Origin of the sequence: Buttiauxella sp. 3AFRM03 (assembly GCF_003675305.1) — a bacterium.
Taxonomy (GTDB): domain Bacteria; phylum Pseudomonadota; class Gammaproteobacteria; order Enterobacterales; family Enterobacteriaceae; genus Buttiauxella; species Buttiauxella ferragutiae.
The window spans coordinates 2,055,012-2,071,380 of sequence record NZ_CP033076.1 but is presented as its reverse complement, the minus strand read 5'-3'; the positions used below and the strand labels follow the sequence as shown (position 1 = coordinate 2,071,380).

Sequence of the window (16,369 nt, the reverse complement as noted above, 5' to 3'; positions counted from 1 at the left end):
ACTCGCTAAAGTAATAAATCAGTCGCATAGTCTACCATGACAAACCGCAGAGAAAACGGCGCAGGAGAGGGCATGAGTGAGATAGATTTCCGCAAGAAAATTAACTGGCACCGCCGTTTCCGCTCGCCAGAAGGGCAGAAAAGCGAGCATGAGATCCTGCGAATTTTTGAAAGCGATCGCGGGCGTATCGTGAATTCCCCGGCGATTCGCCGCTTGCAGCAGAAAACACAAGTCTTCCCCCTGGAGCGTAATGCTTCGGTGCGCACGCGTTTAACGCATTCAATGGAAGTGCAGCAGGTCGGGCGCTATATCGCCAAAGAAGTGTTGAGCCGCTTGAAAGAGCAGCAAGCGCTTGAGCGCTACGGGCTGCATGAACTGACCGGCCCGTTTGAAAGTATTGTCGAAATGGCCTGCCTGATGCACGACATCGGTAACCCGCCGTTTGGTCATTTTGGGGAATCGGCAATAAATGACTGGTTCCGCCAGCGTTTGTTTCCTGCTGATGCCGGGAGCCAGCCACGCAGCGATGATCGTTGCCGTGTGGCGACGTTGCGTCTGCACGAAGGCGAAGATCAACTGAACGGTTTGCGCCGTAAAGTCCGCCAGGATCTCTGCCAGTTTGAGGGCAATGCTCAGGGCATTCGTCTGGTACACAGTCTGCTGCGTATGAATCTGACCTGGGCGCAGGTTGGCTGCATCCTCAAATATACCCGTCCCGCCTGGTTTGTTGGTGAGCCTCCAGAAAGCCACGCCTATCTGATGAAGAAGCCGGGTTTTTATCTTTCCGAAGAATCGTACATTGTGCGTTTGCGTAGCGAACTTGAACTCGGTGAGTACAGCCGTTTTTCACTGACGTGGATAATGGAAGCGGCTGACGACATCTCTTATTGCGTGGCGGATCTCGAAGATGCCGTTGAGAAGCGCATTTTCAGTGTTGATCAACTTTACCAGCACTTATGTGACGCCTGGGGCGAGCATCGCGAGGGGGATCTTTTCGAACGCGTGGTGAATGAAGCCTGGGAGAAATCCCGCTCAAACCAGATGCGCCGCAGCACCGAAGATCAGTTCTTTATGTATCTGCGTGTCAACACGCTAAATCAACTGGTGCCGTATGCCGCCCAGCGTTTTATCGATAACCTGGCTGAGATCTTTCGTGGGGAGTTTAATCACGCGCTTCTTGAAGATGACAGCCCATTTGCGCGCCTGTTGGAGTTATATAAACAAGTGGCGTTCAAACACGTGTTTAGCCACCCGGAGGTTGAGCAGTTAGAGTTACAGGGTTATCGGGTAATAAGCGGCTTACTTGATATTTACAGTCCCTTACTCAATATATCCCTTGAGGATTTTGCTGAGTTGGTGGAAAAGGAAAGTTTACGCCGTTTGCCGATTGAGAGTCGGTTATTCCATAAATTATCGACAAAACATCGGCTTGCTTACATAGAGGCAGTCAATGATTTGACGCCGTCGGCCAGTGATTTTCCGGTATGGGAATATTACTACCGCTGCCGCCTGATTCAGGATTATATCAGTGGAATGACGGACTTATTCGCCTGGGATGAATATCGTCGTCTGATGGCTGTGGAGTAATGGAGTCGCTGAGTTTTGTAAAGACGGACAATAAACTTTTACGTTTTCCAGTGACTTATAGACGGAACTTAGCGTCGCATTAGTCACTCTATATTGGCCTACACAGCAATTTTGCGTGACTTATTAACTTTGGATCGAAATCAATGAAAAAAACAACTTTAGCAATGAGCGCGCTGGCTCTGAGTTTGGGTTTAGCGCTGAGCCCTGTATCTGCAATTGCAGCAGAAACCGCATCTTCCGCATCCGCAGCACAACCGCTTCCAAGCCTTGCGCCGATGCTGGAAAAAGTGATGCCTTCAGTGGTGAGCATCAATGTTGAAGGCAGCACTACCGTTAACACGCCACGCATGGGACGTAACTTCCAGCAATTCTTTGGTGATAACTCACCATTCTGCCAGGAAGGTTCACCGTTCCAGAGCTCTCCATTCTGCCAGGAAGGTGCGCCTGGGAACGGCGGCCAGGGTGGTGGACAGCAACAGAAATTTGCAGCCCTTGGTTCTGGTGTCATTATTGATGCAGCGAAAGGCTATGTCGTGACCAACAACCACGTTGTTGATAATGCAACAAAAATTCAGGTCTCACTGAGTGATGGTCGCAAGTTTGAGGCGAAAGTGGTGGGTAAAGATCCACGATCTGATATCGCACTATTGCAATTACAAGATCCGAAAAATCTGACTGCCATTAAAATGGCTGATTCAGACGCATTGCGCGTTGGTGATTACACCGTGGCAATTGGTAACCCATACGGCCTGGGTGAAACCGTGACTTCCGGTATTGTATCTGCACTGGGTCGTAGTGGTCTTAACATTGAAAACTATGAAAACTTTATCCAGACAGATGCGGCAATCAACCGGGGTAACTCGGGTGGCGCACTGGTTAACCTGAATGGCGAACTGATCGGGATTAACACTGCGATTCTGGCACCGGACGGCGGCAACATCGGTATCGGCTTTGCCATTCCAAGCAACATGGTGAAAAACTTGACTGCTCAGATGGTGGAGTTCGGCCAGGTTAAACGCGGCGAGCTGGGGATTATGGGTACCGAGCTGAACTCTGAGTTGGCGAAAGCGATGAAAGTCGACGCGCAGCGTGGCGCATTTGTCAGCCAGGTGATGCCAAACTCTTCTGCTGCAAAAGCGGGTATTAAAGCCGGTGATGTGGTGGTGTCAATGAACGGTAAAGCAATTACCAGCTTTGCCGCATTGCGTGCTGAAGTCGGTTCTATGCCGGTGGGTAGCAAACTGACTCTTGGCCTGCTGCGTGATGGCAAACCAGTATCGGTAGATCTGGAGTTGCAACAAAGTAGCCAGACTCAGGTTGACTCAGCAACCATCTTTACCGGTATTGAAGGTGCTGAAATGAGCAACCGCAGCGGTAAAGGCGAAAAAGGGGTTATCGTTAACAACGTTAAAGGGAATACCCCGGCGGCACGTATTGGCCTGAAAAAAGGTGACATCATCATTGGTGTGAACCAGCAGGCAGTGAACAACATTGCTGAATTGCGTAAAATTCTTGACGCTAAACCGTCAGTAATGGCGCTGAACATTCAGCGAGGTGATACCACTATCTACCTGCTGATGCAGTAATCGTCACTGAGATACACTCAAAACTATCAGGGCCGCGCTATGCGGCCCTTTTTTGTGAGCCTTTCCACAACTCCATACTCTTCCTTTGTGCTTTGTGCATTTGCACAATGCTGGGGCGATTCATCTCGCCTATGCTAGGCCATTAGCACGATTCAGGAGGAAGCATGGCTGGCTGGCATCTTGATACCAAAATGGCGCAGGACATTGTGGCGCGCACCATGACCATCATTGATACCAACATCAACGTGATGGATGCGCGTGGGCGGATTATTGGTAGCGGTGATAAAGAACGTATTGGTGAACTGCATGAAGGTGCGTTGCTTGTGCTCTCTCAGGGACGTGTTGTCGATATTGATGACGCAGTAGCCCGGCATCTTCACGGCGTGCGTCAGGGCATCAACCTGCCTTTGCGTATCGATGGTGAAATCGTTGGTGTAATTGGTTTGACGGGGGAACCGGGCTCGTTGCGTAAGTACGGTGAGTTGGTGTGTATGACAGCCGAGATGATGCTTGAACAATCTCGTTTGATGCACCTGCTGGCGCAAGACAGCCGTTTACGCGAAGAGTTGGTGATGAATTTGATTCAGGCGGAAGAGCATACGCCCGCGTTGAGTGAATGGGCGCAGCGTTTGGGGATTGACCTGAATCAGCCTCGAGTGGTTGCCGTGGTGGAAGTCGACAGCGGTCAGCTTGGCGTGGACAGTGCCATGGAAGAGTTGCAACAACTGCAAACTGCGCTGACGACACCTGAGAGAAATAACCTGATTGCTATTGTGTCGTTAACCGAAATGGTCGTGCTGAAACCGGCACTCAACCAGTTTGGCCGTTGGGATGCAGAAGATCATCGCAAACGCGTTGAACAGTTGATTAGCCGCATGAAAGAAAACGGTCAGCTGCGTTTTCGCGTTGCATTGGGCAACTATTTTACCGGCCCTGGCAGTATCGCACGTTCGTATCGTACCGCTCGCACCACCATGATAGTTGGTAAACAGCGTATGCCGGAAAGCCGTGGCTATTTTTATCAGGATTTGATGTTGCCGGTGCTGTTGGATAGTTTGCGTGGCGGTTGGCAGGCGAACGAACTGGCTCGTCCGTTGGCTCGTCTGAAATCAATGGATAACAATGGATTATTACGCCGCACGCTTAGCGCATGGTTTCGTCATAATGTGCAGCCGCTGGCGACATCTAAAGCGTTGTTTATTCATCGTAATACGCTTGAATATCGGTTAAATCGCATCTCCGAATTAACGGGTTTGGACTTAGGGAATTTTGACGACCGGTTGTTGCTGTATGTGGCGTTGCAACTGGATGAACAGAGATGAAATAGAGTGGATGACGTTGTGTCATCCACTCGTGGCATACGCAGGACTTTATTTACCGCGGGTTAGCTTATCGAGATCGGATTCAATTTCACTGATCTTATGAGCAACCACAGACTCCAGATGGCGGAGATCGTCGAGAATTTTGCGTTTCAGATCGACTTCTGTGCGATCGCGCTGACACAGTTGATCCAGTTCATCAATCACATAACGCAAGTTCGGGCTGATTTCCTGTACTTCTTTGTAGCCCTGGCCAACGCCATCGGCAACGACAGTTTTACGCTGGCGTGGGTATTTAAACTTCACGCTTTTAGCAAAAAACTCGCCTTTATCCTTCTGGAAATAGATTTTCAGGATATCGTTGTTGGCTTCCTGCCGGAGGCTATAACGATCGATTTCATCAGGATTGGTAATACCCAGACTTTTCAAGTTATCGTACATAGTGTTACCTTTTCGATATCATTAACCTATAGATAATCAACGGAAAATTCCCTTTCCGCCAGTCCCGGATGCAAAAAAGGCGAGTCGCCCCGCCTTTTGAACATTTATATTTAGTCGATAGTGCGAAGCAGTTCGTTGATGCCCACTTTACCGCGGGTTTTGGCGTCTACTTTTTTCACGATAACCGCGCAGTACAAGCTGTACTTACCATCTTTGGATGGCAGGTTACCGGAAACAACTACGGAGCCTGCTGGTACGCGGCCATAATGCACTTCACCCGTTTCACGGTCATAAATACGCGTGCTTTGACCGATGTAAACGCCCATGGAAATGACAGACCCTTCTTCAACGATAACGCCTTCCACAACTTCTGAACGCGCACCGATAAAGCAGTTATCTTCGATAATGGTTGGGTTAGCCTGCAGTGGTTCCAGAACACCACCAATTCCCACGCCACCAGACAGGTGTACGTTTTTACCAATCTGCGCGCAAGAACCTACGGTCGCCCAGGTATCAACCATCGAGCCTTCATCAACGTATGCGCCGATGTTGACGTAAGAAGGCATCAGAACGGTATTGCGCGCGATGAATGCGCCCTGGCGTACTGCCGCTGGTGGCACAACGCGGAAACCTTCTTTCTGGAAGCGTGCTTCGTCATAGTTGGCGAATTTCATCGGCACTTTGTCGAAGTAGCGGCTTTCTGCGCCATCAATAACCTGGTTGTCATTGATACGGAAAGAGAGCAGAACGGCTTTTTTGAGCCACTGGTGGGTAACCCACTGGCCATCAATTTTTTCGGCAACGCGCAGCGCACCGCTGTCGAGCAGGGAGATGACCTGGTTTACCGCTTCACGAGTCACGGTATCTGCATTTGCCGGAGTGATTTCGGCGCGGCGCTCGAAAGCGGTTTCAATGATATTTTGTAGCTGCTGCATTAAAATTTTCCTGATCGTAGCTGAATTAAAAAAGACTGTTATTTATCGTTGGGATTAAGGGCCGCTGTCAACCGTTGCTGTACTTCCTGTTGTAACTCATCATTAAGAGCACGCCGGTCGGCAGTGGCTATTATAAATAAATCTTCTACTCGCTCACCAATTGTCGTGATTCTTGCACCATAAAGCGAGATCCCGAGATCGGCAAATACTTCCCCAACCCTTGCCAACAAACCCGGCTGATCTAAAGCAATCAGCTCGAGGAATGTGCGTCTGTCGGTGTGTGTCGGCAGGAAATTCACCTCAGTATCGACAGTAAAATGGCGCAGTTTTGCCGACTGGCGCCGGGGTTGTGGTGGCTGCCAGCTGGCTTGCGTGATGGCTTGTTCCAGGCTGTGGCAAATAAGCTCGTGCCTGTCGGCGGAAAGCGGGCTGCCGTCTGGCTCCAGAACGATAAAGGTATCCATCGCCATTCCGTCGCGGGTGGTAAAGATTTGCGCGTCGTGAACACTAAGGTTACGCCGGTCTAACTCCGCGCAAACCGCAGCAAACAGGTGAGGGCGGTCAGGGCTCCAGATGAAAATTTCGGTGCCACCGCGAGTTGCCTGCGGGCTGAGTAAAATCATCGGCTTGCTGAGATCGTGTTTCAGTAAATGGCGGGCATGCCAGGCAATTTGGTTTGGTGTATGGCGGACGAAATAGTTTGCCCGGCAACGGCGCCAGATATTATGCAGCGCTTCTTCGTTGATGTTGTCCATACGCAACAATGCCAGCGCCTGTAATTGATGATGGCGCACACGTTCGCGCATATCCGGGCTGTTCTGCATCCCGCGGCGTAGCTGTTTTTCGGTTGCGAAGTACAGTTCACGTAGCAAGCTTTGTTTCCAGCTGTTCCACAAAGTTTCGTTAGTCGCGCAAATATCGGCAACGGTCAGGCAAACCAAATAGCGCAGGCGGTTTTCAGTCTGTACCTCTTCAGCGAACTGCTTAATCACTTCTGGATCCTGAATATCGCGGCGTTGTGCCGTTACCGACATCAGCAAATGCTGGCGTACCAGCCATGCGACTAACTGTGTTTCACGCGAGTTCAGCCCGTGAAGTTCCGCAAATTTTACAATGTCCTGTGCGCCGAGGACCGAGTGATCTCCGCCACGGCCTTTGGCGATATCGTGGAACAGGGCTGCGATCAGAATAAGTTCCGGATGCGCCAGGCGTGGCCACAGATCCACACATAAAGGATGTTTCGAGCGAGTCTCTTCTTTGGCGAAACTCTCCAGTTTTAGCAGCACACGAATAGTATGTTCATCAACGGTATAAGCGTGGAATAGGTCAAACTGCATCTGGCCGACGATATGCGACCACTGTGGCATATAAGCCCATAACACGCTGTGGCGGTGCATCGGTAATAATGCACGGCTAACGGCACCAGGGTGGCGCAGGATAACCAGAAACAGTTCACGCGCCTCAGGAATGTAGCAAAGAGGCTGTTTGAGATGGCGACGTGCATGACGTAAATGGCGCAGGGTAGTCGAATAAATTCCGGTGATGTCTCGATTGCGTACCATCGTGTAAAACATGCGCAGAATGGCCTGTGGCTCGCGCATAAACAGTGTTTCGTCACGCAGATCAATCAGTGTTCCGCGCAGCTGGAAGTCATCATCAAGCGGGCGAGGTTTTTCGCTGGCATCCAGGGCAAGAATCGCTTCGTCAAAAAGCTGCAATAGCATCTGGTTAAGCTCACCCACACGTCGGGTCACGCGATAAAAATCTTTCATCATGCGCTCGACTGGCTCATTACCTTCACCGGTGTAATTCAGGCGTTGGGCGACGCTGAGCTGGCGGTCGAACAATAAGCGGTTGTCGTAGCGATTCACTTCAAGATGCAGTGCAAAACGGATGCGCCATAACAGGTGCTGACATTCGTCGAGTTCATTTCGTTCCGCTTCGGTTAAAAAGCCAAAGCCGACCATTTCACTTAATGACGTTGCGCCAAAGTGGCGACGGGCAACCCATTGCAGAGTATGGATGTCGCGCAGGCCACCGGGGCTACTTTTGATATCTGGCTCGAGGTTATAACTGGTACCGTGATAACGTTGATGACGTTCGTTTTGCTCGTCAATTTTGGCGGCAAAGAATTTCGCCGATGGCCAAAAACCATCGCTAAAAATGTGTTTTTGAAGTTCGAGAAACAGAGCGACATCGCCAATCAGCAAGCGCGATTCAATCAAGTTAGTGGCGACGGTTAAATCTGACAAACCTTCGAGTAAACACTCTTCAAGCGTACGCACGCTGTGGCCGACTTCCAGTTTCACATCCCACAATAGCGTTAGCAGCTCGCCGATTTTCTGGGCTTGAGATTCGGTCAGACGCTTACGGCTGAGAATCAGTAAGTCAATGTCGGAAAGAGGATGTAGCTCCCCGCGTCCGTATCCCCCAACCGCGACCAGAGCCGTTTCGGCAACATCGCCAAAGTCATATTTCAGCCACAACCGCTGTAGCAGTTGATCGATAAATTCGGTGCGGGCATCCATTAACTTTTCGGCTGAAATCCCGTCATCAAAAGCGCGCCCCAGCCATTGCTGGAAGAGGTCGATTCGGGCTTTTATCTGGCTGCATTCAAGCTCTGCATCTGGCCAACTGACGGGGTATTCAGGTTGCCCGGAAATCTCAGGAAGCACTGTGGTCGCGTACTGCTCGGGTAAACTCTGGGTCATGTCGCCATCCATAAAAAAAGCCGGCATAAGCCGGCTTCGATCGCTGACTTTCGTCAGGCGAATCACTCGTTATGCGAAATCACACTTGGGATGGTGTCATCTTTACGCAAAGTGAGAATTTCGCAGCCGTTATCTGTCACCACAATAGTATGCTCGTATTGTGCAGACAAGCTGCGATCTTTGGTTTTCACCGTCCAACCGTCTTTCATGGTGCGAATGCGGTAATCACCGGAGTTCACCATCGGCTCGATGGTGAACGTCATACCCGGTTGCAGCACTACGCCGCCGTCGTCAGCATCATAATGCAGCACTTGTGGTTCTTCGTGGAATACGCGACCAATACCGTGTCCACAGTATTCACGTACTACAGAAAAACCTTCTGCTTCAACGAACTTCTGAATTGCCGCACCGAGGGTACGCAGGCGAATGCCTGGTTTTACCATGCGCAGAGACAAATACAGGCTTTCTTGCGTGATACGACACAGACGCTCACCAAGGATGGTTGGTTTGCCCACGAGGAACATTTTTGAGGTATCGCCGTGGTATTCATCTTTGATGACAGTGACGTCGATGTTGACGATGTCGCCATCTTTCAAAATTTTAGTGTCATCAGGGATACCGTGGCATACCACTTCGTTGATGGAGATGCACACGGATTTTGGGAAGCCGTGGTAACCCAAACACGCTGAAATAGCCTGTTGGTTGTTAACGATGTAATCGTTGCAAATACGATCCAACTCACCAGTGCTAACACCAGGCCGCACGTGAGGTTCAATCATTTCCAGCACTTCAGCGGCAAGCCTGCCCGCAACGCGCATTTTTGCAATTTCTTCAGGGGTTTTAATTGAGATAGCCATTAATTCGATCCGCAGGTGTCGTCAATATCGACAATAATTGAGCAAGTGTATAGCAATGTTATCAGGGCAGGCGATCGGTGCCAAATTGAGAATCCTTGCGCGCACTATCTGCCAACAACTATTGGAGTCCTGGTGCGTTTTATGGTATAAAGCGCGCCGGACTTGTATTTCGATTTTTCGGATACAGCCAACACTCTCACTTTGTGTAAATAACACACACGTATCGACACATATTCCGGGGTGCCCTTTGGGGTCGGTAATATGGGATACGTGGAGGCTTAACCCCAATCACTATATAGAGGTTTTAATCATGGCAACTGTTTCCATGCGCGACATGCTCAAGGCTGGTGTTCACTTCGGTCACCAAACCCGTTACTGGAACCCGAAAATGAAGCCTTTCATCTTCGGCGCTCGTAACAAAGTTCACATCATCAACCTTGAAAAAACTGTACCTATGTTCAACGAAGCTTTGGCTGAACTGAGCAAGATTTCTTCTCGTAAAGGCAAAATCCTTTTCGTTGGTACTAAGCGCGCAGCAAGCGAACCAGTAAAAGAAGCTGCTCTGAGCTGCGATCAGTTCTTCGTGAACCATCGCTGGTTGGGCGGTATGCTGACTAACTGGAAAACCGTTCGTCAGTCCATCAAACGTCTGAAAGACCTGGAAATCCAGTCTCAGGACGGTACCTTCGACAAACTGACCAAGAAAGAAGCGCTGATGCGTACCCGTGAGCTGATTAAGTTAGAAAACAGCCTCGGCGGTATCAAAGACATGGGCGGCTTGCCGGATGCACTGTTTGTAATCGACGCCGATCACGAACACATTGCAATCAAAGAAGCGAATAACCTGGGTATCCCAGTATTCTCTATCGTTGATACTAACTCTGATCCAGATGGCGTTGATTTCGTTATCCCTGGTAACGACGATGCAATCCGTGCTGTAACCCTGTACCTGGGTGCTGTAGCTGCTACCGTTCGTGAAGGCCGTTCTCAGGATCTGGCTTCTCAGGCAGAAGAAAGCTTCGTAGAAGCTGAATAATAAGGTTCGCTCTTATTTGAGCTCTTATTAACCAGGTATACCCTTTAGATTTCGAGTTGCAGGTAGACGGCAAACTCAAGAATCCCCAGGAGCTTACTTAGGTAAGTGACTGGGTGAGTGAGTGCAGCCAACGCCCCTGTGGCTTGAAAGATTATGGGTATATTGAATAGTTTGGTTAGGGGGCCTGCACAGGCCCCCTTTTTATTTTGAGCCAGGGTTCGTCTGTTCCGTGGACCAGGGCTTATCTCTCTCTACGAGATAACCGAGGATTTTAGAATGGCTGATATTACTGCTGCTCTGGTAAAAGAACTGCGTGAGCGTACTGGCGCAGGCATGATGGATTGCAAAAAGTCACTGACTGAAGCTAATGGCGACATTGAGCTGGCAATCGAAAACATGCGTAAGTCTGGTGCGATCAAAGCGGCTAAGAAAGCAGGCAACGTTGCTGCTGACGGCGTGATCAAAACTAAGATTGCTGACGGCTATGCTGTGATTCTGGAAGTTAACTGCCAGACTGACTTCGTTGCTAAAGATGGTGGTTTCCAGGCATTTGCTGACAAAGTGCTGGACGCTGCTGCTGCAGGCAAAGTAACTGACATCGAAGTGCTGAAAGCACAATTCGAAGAAGAGCGTGTTGCACTGGTTGCTAAAATCGGTGAGAACATCAACGTTCGTCGTGTTGCTGTTCTGGAAGGCGACGTTCTGGGTAGCTACCTGCACGGTGCTCGCATCGGTGTTGTTGTTGCCGCTAAAGGCGCTGACGAAGAACTGGTTAAGCAAATTGCTATGCACGTTGCTGCAAGCAAGCCAGAATTCGTTAAGCCAGAAGATGTGTCTGCTGACGTGGTTGAGAAAGAGTACCAGGTTCAGCTGGACATCGCTATGCAGTCTGGTAAGCCGAAAGAAATCGCAGAGAAAATGGTTGAAGGCCGCATGAAGAAATTCACCGGCGAAGTTTCTCTGACTGGTCAGCCTTTCGTAATCGACCCAAGCAAAACTGTTGCTCAGTTGCTGAAAGAGCACAATGCTGACGTGACTGGCTTCATCCGCTTTGAAGTGGGCGAAGGCATCCAGAAAGTTGAGACTGACTTCGCAGCAGAAGTTGCTGCAATGTCTAAGCAGTCTTAATTTTTAAAGGAGCCGCCAATTGGCGGCTCCTTTATATCTGCCTTTAAAAATCAGTCTGCTCTGATACAGATCTTACTGATATGCGACACTATGTCGCCTGAATTTACCATCCCCATTCGTTGACTGTTCCCAGGAAAGAATCATGGCTACCAATGCAAAACCTGTCTACAAACGCATTCTGCTCAAGCTAAGCGGCGAAGCGCTGCAAGGTACCGAAGGCTTCGGTATTGATGCAAGCATCCTTGATCGTATGGCTCAGGAAATTAAAGAGCTGGTTGAATTGGGCATTCAGGTCGGGGTGGTGATTGGTGGTGGCAACTTATTCCGCGGTGCGGGCCTGGCAAAAGCCGGTATGAACCGTGTTGTGGGCGACCACATGGGCATGTTGGCCACCGTCATGAACGGCCTGGCAATGCGTGATGCGCTTCATCGCGCCTATGTGAACGCCCGCTTAATGTCCGCTATTCCATTGAATGGCGTGTGTGATAACTACAGCTGGGCAGAAGCCATCAGCCTGCTGCGTAATAACCGCGTAGTTATCCTGGCTGCCGGTACTGGCAACCCGTTCTTTACCACTGACTCTGCAGCGTGTTTACGCGGTATTGAAATTGAAGCTGACGTCGTATTGAAAGCGACAAAAGTTGATGGCGTGTTTACCGCAGATCCGGTTCAAGATCCTACCGCTACGCTTTGTGAGCAATTGACCTATACCGAAGTACTGGAAAAAGAACTGAAAGTGATGGACCTGGCGGCGTTTACCCTCGCACGCGATCACAAAATCCCGATTCGTGTTTTCAACATGAACAAACCTGGTGCGCTTCGCCGTGTTGTGATGGGCGAAAAAGAAGGCACTTTAATCACTGAATAATTTCAGTCGATGATAAATCAGGGTAAGATTCGATTTCACTTACTCTGATTAATTGAGTAGCAGGCAACCCCAACGGGCGCCATGAATAAACAGGGCTATACTTAGCTCGCAGCGTCTGCATCGCAGCGTGAAGTGTGGTCTGCCCTAAACCAGTTTTCAAGGATTCGTAACGTGATAAGTGATATCAGAAAAGATGCCGAAGTGCGTATGGAAAAATGCGTAGAAGCATTCAAAACTCAAATCAGTAAAATCCGCACCGGCCGCGCCTCTCCATCTCTGCTGGACGGTATCATTGTGGAGTATTACGGAACACCAACTCCACTGCGCCAACTGGCAAGTGTAACGGTTGAAGATTCTCGTACACTGAAGATCAACGTGTTTGACCGCTCTCTGAGCCAGGCCGTTGAGAAAGCGATCATGACTTCCGACCTCGGTCTGAACCCAAGCTCTGCCGGTACCGACATTCGTGTTCCACTACCAGCACTGACTGAAGAACGTCGTAAAGATCTGATCAAAATTGTACGTGGCGAAGCTGAAGGCGCGCGTGTTGCGGTTCGTAACGTTCGCCGTGATGCTAACGACAAAGTTAAAGCACTGCTGAAAGATAAAGAAATCAGTGAAGATGACGATCGTCGTTCACAGGATGACGTTCAGAAAATGACTGATGCTGCTATCAAAAAAGTAGATGCTGCGCTTGCTGAGAAAGAAGCTGAGTTGATGCAGTTCTAATCCGTTGAGATGACGGATCAAACGCCGTATACAGGCTGTGGCTAACGTTGCAGTCATTGTTTACGGCGTTTTGTTTTTCACGCGAAAGTGTCGGCAATCTCTCTGTGTCGCGGCAAACTATTATTAATTCTAAAATTCCAGAGCGTCTTATGAAGCAACTGACCATTCTTGGCTCTACCGGGTCTATCGGTACCAGTACCCTTAGCGTTGTTCGTCATAATCCTGAGAAGTTTTCCGTCACGGCATTAGTTGCCGGGAAAAATGTCGCGCGTATGGCCGAGCAGTGCCTGGAGTTCCAGCCAAAATGGGCAGTGATGGATGATGAGAAGTCTGCCGGTGAGTTACGTCGCCTGTTAAAAGAGCATGGGAGTCGCACCGAAGTCCTGGCAGGGCAGCAAGCGGCTTGCGAAATGGCCGCGCTGGATGAAGTTAATCAGGTTATGGCCGCGATTGTTGGCGCTGCGGGGTTGTTACCAACACTTGCAGCTATCGCTGCAGGCAAGCAAGTTTTACTGGCAAACAAAGAGTCGTTAGTGACTTGTGGTCGTCTATTTATGGACGCCGTTCAACGCAGTAAAGCCCAGTTGCTACCTATCGACAGTGAACACAACGCAATTTTTCAGAGTTTGCCGGAACCAATCCAGCAAAACCTCGGGTACGCTGAACTTGAGAGTAATGGCGTTTCGTCCATTATTCTTACTGGCTCAGGTGGCCCGTTCCGTGAGACGCCTTTAGGCGACTTGGCTGCAATGACGCCAGACCAGGCTTGTAGCCATCCGAACTGGTCGATGGGACGTAAAATCTCTGTCGATTCAGCCACCATGATGAATAAAGGTCTCGAATATATTGAAGCTCGCTGGCTATTCAATGCAACAGCGAAGCAAATGGAAGTCCTGATACATCCGCAGTCGGTTATCCATTCGATGGTTCGCTATCGCGATGGCAGTGTATTGGCACAATTGGGCGCGCCAGATATGCGCACACCAATCGCACATGCAATGGCGTTCCCGGAGCGTGTTATATCCGGTGTTGAGCCGCTCGATTTTTGTAAAATTGGCACTTTCACCTTCATGGAACCAGACTATCACCGCTATCCTTGTCTGAAATTGTCGATGGACGCGTTTGAGCAGGGGCAGGCCGCAACGACAGTACTAAATGCGGCTAATGAAGTGGTTGTTGAAGCCTTCTTACGCGAACAACTGCGATTCACCGAGATTGCAGCCCTGAATCGGGCCGTGTTGGAAAGTGTTGATTTGACGGAACCGAAGAGCGTTGAAGATGTGATTACTGTGGACGCAAAAGCGCGTGAAGTTGCTCGAAATTTGGTGACACGTATCGCTTCCCGATGATTATTCATCCGGCTGATGTGCCTCCATTTGTTAGCTCTGTGCTTCAGTGATATAGTCTGCGCCATCTTTCAGTCGATAATTATTGACTGAAAGATAGGTAAGCCGTGTTATAGCACGGCTTTTTTATGTAAAAGCTGAAATCATTCTGAGTACCGCTTAATCCTTATCTGGGAATAATTACGTCTTATGTTGTCTGCAAACCAACAATTAAGCGAATCACAATCTGACCATGGCGCACGTCATGTTGCCATCATTATGGACGGTAATGGACGTTGGGCTAAACGACAGGGGAAGATGAGGATTTCCGGCCATAAAGCGGGTGCGAAATCAGTACGGCGGGCTGTGAGTTTTGCAGCAAACAACGGTATTGATGCGCTAACACTTTATGCCTTCAGTAGTGAAAACTGGAATCGCCCTGCTCAAGAAGTCAGCGCGTTGATGGAATTGTTCGTGTGGGCTTTAGATAGTGAAGCCAAAAGTTTACATCGACACAATGTTCGTCTGCGGATTATTGGTGATACCAGTCGATTCAATGCTCGCCTGCAAGAACGTATTAACAAAGCCGAAGCCCTCACCAGTGCCAATACCGGTTTAACTCTCAACATTGCCGCGAATTATGGCGGACGTTGGGATATTATTCAGGGAGTGCGGCATCTTGCCGAACAGGTACAGGAAGGCTTATTGCGCCCAGACCAGATTGATGAAGAGATGCTGAGTCAGCAAATCTGCATGAATGAACTGGCTCCCGTAGATTTAGTAATTAGGACAGGGGGAGAGCATCGTATCAGTAACTTTCTGATTTGGCAGATTGCCTATGCAGAACTTTATTTCACTGATGTTCTTTGGCCTGATTTCGATGAACAAGACTTTGAAGGTGCACTACATGCTTTTGCAAATCGAGAGCGTCGTTTTGGCGGCACGGCACCTGGTAGTGAGTAAGCCTGTTGGGGGTCACCTTTGCTGAAGTATCGCCTGCTTTCTGCGTTTATTTTAATCCCGGTGGTTATAGCCGCGCTATTTTGGCTCCCACCCGTAGGATTTGCTATTACCACTCTGGTGGTCTGCATGCTCGCCGCCTGGGAATGGGGGCAGCTGGCAGGCTTTAAAGCACGCTCTCAGCGAGTATGGCTTGCTGTGCTGTGCGGCCTGTTATTGGCGCTGATGTTGTTTGCATTGCCCGAGTACCAGCGTACGGTCCATATTCCGTTCATTGAGGCGTCACTTTGGGCATCGCTCGCCTGGTGGTTTGCTGCACTGTTACTGGTGTTGTTCTATCCGGGCTCTGCATCCATTTGGCGTAATTCAAAAACACTGCGTTTGGTATTTGGTGTGCTGACGATCGTGCCGTTTTTCTGGGGCATGATTGTACTGCGTAACTGGCATTACGATATCAACCACTACACCGGTTCAATCTGGCTGTTGTATGTAATGGTTCTGGTCTGGGGTGCGGACTCCGGAGCGTATATGTTTGGCAAAATGTTCGGCAAACATAAACTAGCTCCGAAAGTATCGCCTGGCAAAACATGGCAGGGTTTCTTTGGTGGCTTGTTCACTTCTGCGATTATCTCAGTGCTGTTCGGCATGTGGGCGAACCTGGATGTATCACCGGCTATCCTGTTGACCTGTTCGGTCGTTGCGGCTCTGGCTTCAGTTCTTGGTGACTTAACCGAAAGCATGTTTAAGCGCGAAGCTGGGATTAAAGATAGCGGTCACCTGATCCCCGGTCATGGTGGTATCCTTGACCGCATTGATAGCCTTACAGCAGCAGTACCGGTATTTGCCTGTCTGTTATTGCTGGTATTCAGGACGATTTAACGGAAGGT

At 49.6% G+C, this 16,369-nt stretch carries 14 protein-coding genes; 10 read left to right on the top strand and 4 right to left on the bottom strand.

What is annotated here, in order from left to right:
- The first annotated feature begins 72 nt into the window (after positions 1-72).
- The 3 genes from dgt to cdaR all read left to right on the top strand — a co-directional run bounded on the left by dgt (position 73) and on the right by cdaR (position 4,495).
- Positions 73-1,587 (top strand): dGTPase, encoded by a 1,515-nt coding sequence (gene dgt / locus D8682_RS11160; protein ID WP_121814278.1) that lies wholly within the window; start codon positions 73-75, stop codon positions 1,585-1,587.
- Between the two features lie 143 nt (positions 1,588-1,730).
- Positions 1,731-3,173, top strand: a complete 1,443-nt coding sequence (degP, locus tag D8682_RS11155) for a serine endoprotease DegP (RefSeq protein ID WP_064539790.1) — start codon at positions 1,731-1,733, stop codon at positions 3,171-3,173.
- A gap of 164 nt (positions 3,174-3,337) precedes the next feature.
- The gene (cdaR, locus tag D8682_RS11150; RefSeq protein ID WP_121814277.1) at positions 3,338-4,495 is read left to right on the top strand and encodes a DNA-binding transcriptional regulator CdaR; all 1,158 of its coding nucleotides are present in this window, start codon (positions 3,338-3,340) and stop codon (positions 4,493-4,495) included.
- Between the two features lie 48 nt (positions 4,496-4,543).
- On the opposite strand, the gene D8682_RS11145 is transcribed toward cdaR, so the two are convergent.
- The 4 genes from D8682_RS11145 to map form a co-directional block, all read right to left on the bottom strand.
- Positions 4,544-4,933, bottom strand: coding sequence for a DUF3461 family protein (locus D8682_RS11145; RefSeq protein WP_034493480.1), 390 nt, complete (start codon positions 4,931-4,933; stop codon positions 4,544-4,546).
- Positions 4,934-5,043: 110 nt separating this feature from the next.
- Positions 5,044-5,868: a 2,3,4,5-tetrahydropyridine-2,6-dicarboxylate N-succinyltransferase gene (dapD, locus tag D8682_RS11140; RefSeq protein ID WP_064539786.1), complete on the bottom strand. Its 825-nt coding sequence runs from the start codon at positions 5,866-5,868 to the stop codon at positions 5,044-5,046.
- 38 nt (positions 5,869-5,906) lie between these two features.
- Positions 5,907-8,579: a bifunctional uridylyltransferase/uridylyl-removing protein GlnD gene (gene glnD, locus D8682_RS11135; RefSeq protein WP_064540234.1), complete on the bottom strand. Its 2,673-nt coding sequence runs from the start codon at positions 8,577-8,579 to the stop codon at positions 5,907-5,909.
- 62 nt (positions 8,580-8,641) lie between these two features.
- Entirely contained in the window at positions 8,642-9,436 is a 795-nt protein-coding gene (gene map, locus D8682_RS11130) for a type I methionyl aminopeptidase (protein WP_064539784.1), read from the bottom strand.
- A 310-nt stretch (positions 9,437-9,746) separates the two neighbouring features.
- Here map and rpsB point away from each other — a divergent pair, with 310 nt between their 5' ends.
- The 7 genes from rpsB (at position 9,747) to cdsA (ending at position 16,361) form a co-directional block, all read left to right on the top strand.
- Positions 9,747-10,472 (top strand): 30S ribosomal protein S2, encoded by a 726-nt coding sequence (rpsB, locus tag D8682_RS11125; protein WP_064516318.1) that lies wholly within the window; start codon positions 9,747-9,749, stop codon positions 10,470-10,472.
- A 276-nt stretch (positions 10,473-10,748) separates the two neighbouring features.
- On the top strand, positions 10,749-11,600 hold the full coding sequence (gene tsf, locus D8682_RS11120) for a translation elongation factor Ts (RefSeq protein WP_064539782.1): 852 nt from the start codon (positions 10,749-10,751) through the stop codon (positions 11,598-11,600).
- 142 nt (positions 11,601-11,742) lie between these two features.
- Positions 11,743-12,468, top strand: a complete 726-nt coding sequence (gene pyrH, locus D8682_RS11115) for a UMP kinase (protein ID WP_064516322.1) — start codon at positions 11,743-11,745, stop codon at positions 12,466-12,468.
- 171 nt (positions 12,469-12,639) lie between these two features.
- Positions 12,640-13,197, top strand: a complete 558-nt coding sequence (gene frr / locus D8682_RS11110; RefSeq protein WP_034460857.1) for a ribosome recycling factor — start codon at positions 12,640-12,642, stop codon at positions 13,195-13,197.
- Positions 13,198-13,346: 149 nt separating this feature from the next.
- Positions 13,347-14,546: a 1-deoxy-D-xylulose-5-phosphate reductoisomerase gene (gene ispC, locus D8682_RS11105; protein WP_121814276.1), complete on the top strand. Its 1,200-nt coding sequence runs from the start codon at positions 13,347-13,349 to the stop codon at positions 14,544-14,546.
- 186 nt (positions 14,547-14,732) lie between these two features.
- A complete protein-coding gene (gene ispU, locus D8682_RS11100; RefSeq protein WP_121814275.1) occupies positions 14,733-15,485 on the top strand; it encodes a (2E,6E)-farnesyl-diphosphate-specific ditrans,polycis-undecaprenyl-diphosphate synthase in 753 nt (250 codons plus the stop codon).
- A gap of 18 nt (positions 15,486-15,503) precedes the next feature.
- Entirely contained in the window at positions 15,504-16,361 is an 858-nt protein-coding gene (gene cdsA, locus D8682_RS11095) for a phosphatidate cytidylyltransferase (protein ID WP_121814274.1), read from the top strand.
- Positions 16,362-16,369 lie beyond the last annotated feature (8 nt).